Below are 4,323 nucleotides of genomic sequence, written 5' to 3'. Positions count from 1 at the left end.
GACAGGCCCACCGTCTCCCCCGCCCCGGCCGATGACCCGCGTGGGCTGGCCCTCGGCTTCACCGCCTACTTCGTGTGGGGCCTGCTGCCGCTCTACATGGCGGTGCTCGCGCCCGCCGGGGCCCTGGAGATCGTGGTGGTGCGCATCGGCTTCGCCCTGATCTTCTGCCTGCTGCTGCTGACCGTGATGCGCCGCCTGCGCGAGCTGGGGACGGCGCTGGCCACGCCCGGCCGCTGGGGCACCACGGGTCTGGCCGCCGGGATCATCGCGGTGAACTGGCTGCTGTACGCGGTCTCGGTCACCACGGGCAACGTGCTCCAGGCGTCGCTGGGCTACTTCATGAACCCGCTGGTGAACGTCCTGCTCGGCGTGCTCTTCCTCGGGGAGCGGCTGCGGCGGGGCCAGTGGGTGGCCGTCGGGATCGCGGTGGCCGCCGTCGTCGTGATGTCCGCGGCGATGGGGCAGGTGCCGTGGATCGCGCTCGGGCTGGCCACCTCGTTCGGGCTCTACGGCTTCGTGAAGAAGCGCTTCCCCTCCCCCGTGCACGCGGTGACCGCGATGACCGCCGAGACCGTGGTGCTGATCCCCGTGTTCGTGGTGGGCAGCGTGCTGCTGGCGCAGGCCGGGCTGCTCACCACCGTCACCGAGGGGCCCGGCCACTTCTGGCTCATGGCCGGGCTCGGCGTGCTCACCGCCGTTCCGCTCATCCTGTTCTCGGCGGCGGCCCGCTCCCTGACGCTGACCACGCTCGGGATGCTGCAGTACACGGCGCCCATCCTGCAGTTCCTCGTGGCGGTCACGGTCCTCGGCGAGCAGATGCCCGCGGCCCGCTGGGCGGGCTTCGGGCTCATCTGGCTCTCGCTGGCGGTCTTCACCCTCGACCAGCTGAACGCCTCCCGCCTGCAGCGTCGGGCGGTCCGGGCCGGGCAGGGCGCGCACGCCTAGACTGGCGGCATGCCCGCCAAGCCCCCCGCCCCCGTGTACCTCCCGGCCTTCCAGCGGCTCGTCCCGGACCTGCTGGGCGACGCCTGGGCCGAGGACGACGGCCTCGCCCCCGCCGACGTCGACGCCCGGCTGGCCCAGTCCCCCGCGGCGGAGCAGCTCGGCGCCGGGCTCATGATCCCGGCTGCTCTCCGCGAGTTCTACCTCGCCCTGGGCAACTGCGGCGACCTCATGGAGACGGACCACTACGTGTGGGACCCCGAGGACCTCGAGGTGCGGGACGGCTTCCTCATGTTCCTGGAGGATGCGGACGAGACGGTCGTGTGGGGCCTGCCGGTGGACAACCTGGCGTTGCCGGACCCGCTGGTGTGGCGGCGCTCCGCCGGTGCCGACGCGCCCGAGGGCGAGTGGCAGGACGAGGGCGGCACCTTCAGCGAGTTCCTGACGGACCTGCTCGCGTGGACCTTCGAGGACCCCGAGGACGACGACGAGGGGCCGGACCGGTGACCGCGCCCGCCCCGGTCTCCCACGCCCCGGACGGCTACGTCTGCCCGTTCTGCGGGCTCGTGGCCGGCGACGTCTCCGACCCGGGCAACCGCTGCGAGCTCGGGGACACCGTCTACCAGGACGAGGACCTGATCGTGCTGATCGCCGTGGACGGGTTCGGCGACCACGAGGGCCACGCCATGGTCTGCCCGGCCGAGCACTACGAGAACCTCTACGACCTGCCCCCGCGCGTGCTGCAGCGCATCGCCCTGATGGCCCAGCAGGTGGCGCTGGCCATGAAGCGCGCGTGGGCCCCGGACGGGGTCTCCACGCGCCAGCACAACGAGCCCGCCGGCAACCAGCACGTGTGGCACTACCACCTGCACGTGTTCCCCCGCTTCGAGGGGGACATGCTCTACCGGCAGCTGCGCCACCCGGTGGCCCCGGAGGTCCGCGCCGGCAAGGCGCGGGAGCTCGCGGCCGCGCTGGACCCCGCCCCGACCCGCCTGGACTGAGCGGCCTCCCCGGATCGAGGCGGCGACGCCGCCGACCGCGGCGTCAGGCCGAGCGCCCGACCACGTAGTCGGCGAACGCCTCGAGCGCCGCCTTCACGGCGGAGTCCGGCAACGGGTCGAGCGCCTGCTTGGCCTGCTCCGCCCAGCCGCGGGTGATCGCCCACGCCTCGTCGATGGCGGGGTGGCCCGTGAGCGCGGCGACGGCGGCGGCCAGCTGCTCGTCGGTGTCGAGCGGCCCGTCCACGAGCGCGCGCACCCGGCGGGCGTCCTCGGCCTCCGGCCCTTCGCCCTGCGCGGCGCGGGCCAGCAGCAGCGTGGTCAGGGTGGGCACGCGCTCGCGCAGGTCCGTGCCGGGGACCTTGCCGATCCGCTCGGCGTTGCCGGTGAGGTCGATCAGGTCGTCGGCGAGCTGGAAGGCCAGGCCCACCTTCTCGCCGTATGCGCGCATCACCTGGACGGCGGCCTCGTCGGCCCCGCCCAGCAGCGCGCCGAGCATGCCGGCCGCGGCGATCAGCGAGCCGGTCTTGCCGGAGAGCACCGCGTAGTAGTGCTCGATCGGATCCGCGCCCTCGGCCGGGCCGCGAGTCTCCCACAGCTGGCCCTGCACGAGGCGTTCGAAGGTGTCCGCCTGGATCTGCACGGGCCGCGGGCCGAGCTCGGCCATGAGCTGGGAGGCGCGGGCGAAGATCAGGTCGCCGGCCAGGATCGCCGCCGAGTTTCCCCACAGTCGGTGGGCGGCGGGGGCGCCGCGGCGCACGGGGGCCTCGTCCATCACGTCGTCGTGGTACAGCGTGGCCAGGTGCGTCAGCTCCATCACGACGGCGGCCTGGCGGGCGGGCGCGTCCACGTCGGCGACCTCGCCGGAGGCCAGGGCGGGGTCGCCCAGGAGGGAGGCGAGCACCGTCAGGACCGGACGGACCCGCTTGCCGCCGGCGGCCAGCAGGTGGTGGGCGGCGGTGTCGGAGAAGAGGTCGTCGAAGCCGAGGGCGCTGTCCAGCTGCTCCTCGACCTGCTCGAGCGCGGTCAGCACGACCTCCAGGACACGGCCATGCTCGGCGAGGGGTTCGAAGCCGGAGGGCAGGGCGAAGCCGGGGTCTGCGGTGGTCACCGGGCAAGCCTACCCAACGGCGCGCCGCCCGCGGTCGTCAGCGCGGGGGTGAGCGCCTCGAGCACGCGGACGGCCCGGTCGACGGCGTCGCCGCCCCGCGCGTCCACCGTGTTGCCCATGACCTTCACCGCGGCCCGCAGCAGCGGGGGTGCGGCCATCCCGGCGCCCAGCGCCGCCTTCATCACGCGCGGATCGCCGATCAGGCGGGCGAACCGGGCGCCGAGGGCGAAGTGGCGGCCCCACAGGTGCTGGGTGATCACCGGGTAACGGGACAGGATCGCGTCCGCGGCGCCGTCGGTCCCGGCCGCGTGCGCCTGCACCGCCAGCTCCGCGGCGAGGCGGGCCGCCTCCATCGCGAACCCGATGCCCTCGCCGTTGAACGGGGACACCATGCCGGCCGCGTCGCCCACCAGGAGCATGCCCGGCACGTGCTGCGGGGTGCGGTTGAACGCCATCGGCAGGGCCGCGCCGAGGATCCGCGAGGTGCGCGTCTGCTCGGCGATCCCCCAGTCCGCGGTGAGCGCCCCGGTCCAGGACTTCAGCAGCCCGCGGTAGTCCAGCTTCCCGAACTGCGGGGAGGTGTCCAGGATGCCCAGGCCCACGTTCACGGTGCCGTCCGCGAGCGGGAACAGCCAGCCGTAGCCGGGCAGCGGGTTGCCCTCGGCATCCGGCAGGCGCAGCCAGGACTCCATCCACTCCCCCCGGTCGCCGGGCGGGGCGGGGATCGCCCCGTCGACGGCGGCGCCGGCGGTGTAGTAGGCCCGCACGGCCACGCCCATGGGCCGGTCCTCGCGGCGGTGCAGGCCCGCGGAGACGGCGGCGCGGGCGGAGACGCCGTCGCACGCGAGCACGATCGGTGCGGTGAAGCGGGCGGTCTCCCCGGTCTTGCGGCCGTTCGGCGCGATCAGCTCCGCGTCCAGCCCGACCACGCGTCCGGCCTCGTCCCGCACGACGCCGGTGACGGCGTGCCGCTCGCGGACCTCGGCGCCGCGGGTGCGCGCCAGGTCCGCCAGGAGGGCGTCGAAATCGCGGCGGGTGCGCGTGAGCGCGTAGTCCGGCCACGTCTGGGTGGGCGCCCACGGCACGTCCACGCTGCGCTCGCCCGCGCGCAGCCGCAGGCCGCGGATGACGCGCCAGCCGCCGTCGTCGCCGGGCTCACCCCGGTGGGGCACGCCGAGCAGCTGCAGCTCCCGGACCGCCTGCGGGGTCAGGCCGTCGCCGCAGACCTTCTCACGCGGGTGCGCGGTCTTCTCGAGCACCACCACGTCCAGC

The 4,323-nt window shown here is 74.8% G+C and carries 5 protein-coding genes; 3 read left to right on the top strand and 2 right to left on the bottom strand.

Features of this window, described 5'->3' with window-relative positions; all coding sequences use genetic code 11:
• From rarD to J1M37_RS03365, 3 genes are all read left to right on the top strand, one after another.
• On the top strand, nucleotides 1-945 hold a 945-nt coding region (gene rarD / locus J1M37_RS03375; RefSeq protein WP_241250817.1), incomplete at its 5' end, for an EamA family transporter RarD.
• Between the two features lie 9 nt (nucleotides 946-954).
• Nucleotides 955-1,449 carry a hypothetical protein gene (locus J1M37_RS03370; RefSeq protein WP_041104945.1) on the top strand — a complete coding sequence of 165 codons (495 nt, stop codon included), beginning with the start codon at nucleotides 955-957 and terminating at the stop codon, nucleotides 1,447-1,449.
• Nucleotides 1,446-1,943 carry an HIT family protein gene (locus J1M37_RS03365; RefSeq protein ID WP_041104943.1) on the top strand — a complete coding sequence of 166 codons (498 nt, stop codon included), beginning with the start codon at nucleotides 1,446-1,448 and terminating at the stop codon, nucleotides 1,941-1,943. Before J1M37_RS03370 ends, J1M37_RS03365 begins: the two co-directional genes overlap by 4 nt.
• A 43-nt stretch (nucleotides 1,944-1,986) precedes the next feature.
• On the opposite strand, the gene J1M37_RS03360 is transcribed toward J1M37_RS03365, so the two are convergent.
• On the bottom strand, nucleotides 1,987-3,051 hold the full coding sequence (locus J1M37_RS03360) for a polyprenyl synthetase family protein (protein WP_041104941.1): 1,065 nt from the start codon (nucleotides 3,049-3,051) through the stop codon (nucleotides 1,987-1,989).
• Nucleotides 3,048-4,323 (bottom strand): FAD-dependent monooxygenase (locus J1M37_RS03355; protein ID WP_206452097.1); only part of this gene is annotated, 1,276 nt, incomplete at its 5' end. The genes J1M37_RS03360 and J1M37_RS03355, both read right to left, overlap by 4 nt.

It is taken from the genome of Micrococcus sp. KRD012, assembly GCF_017168555.1.
GTDB classification, from domain to species: domain Bacteria; phylum Actinomycetota; class Actinomycetes; order Actinomycetales; family Micrococcaceae; genus Micrococcus; species Micrococcus luteus.
This window is presented reverse-complemented; position numbering and strand designations above follow the sequence as displayed.

Bases quoted from the DNA above. Each gene is read 5' to 3' on its own strand.
- J1M37_RS03370 (WP_041104945.1), top strand. From the start codon at position 955: ATGCCCGCCAAGCCCCCCGCCCCCGTGTACCTCCCGGCCTTCCAGCGG.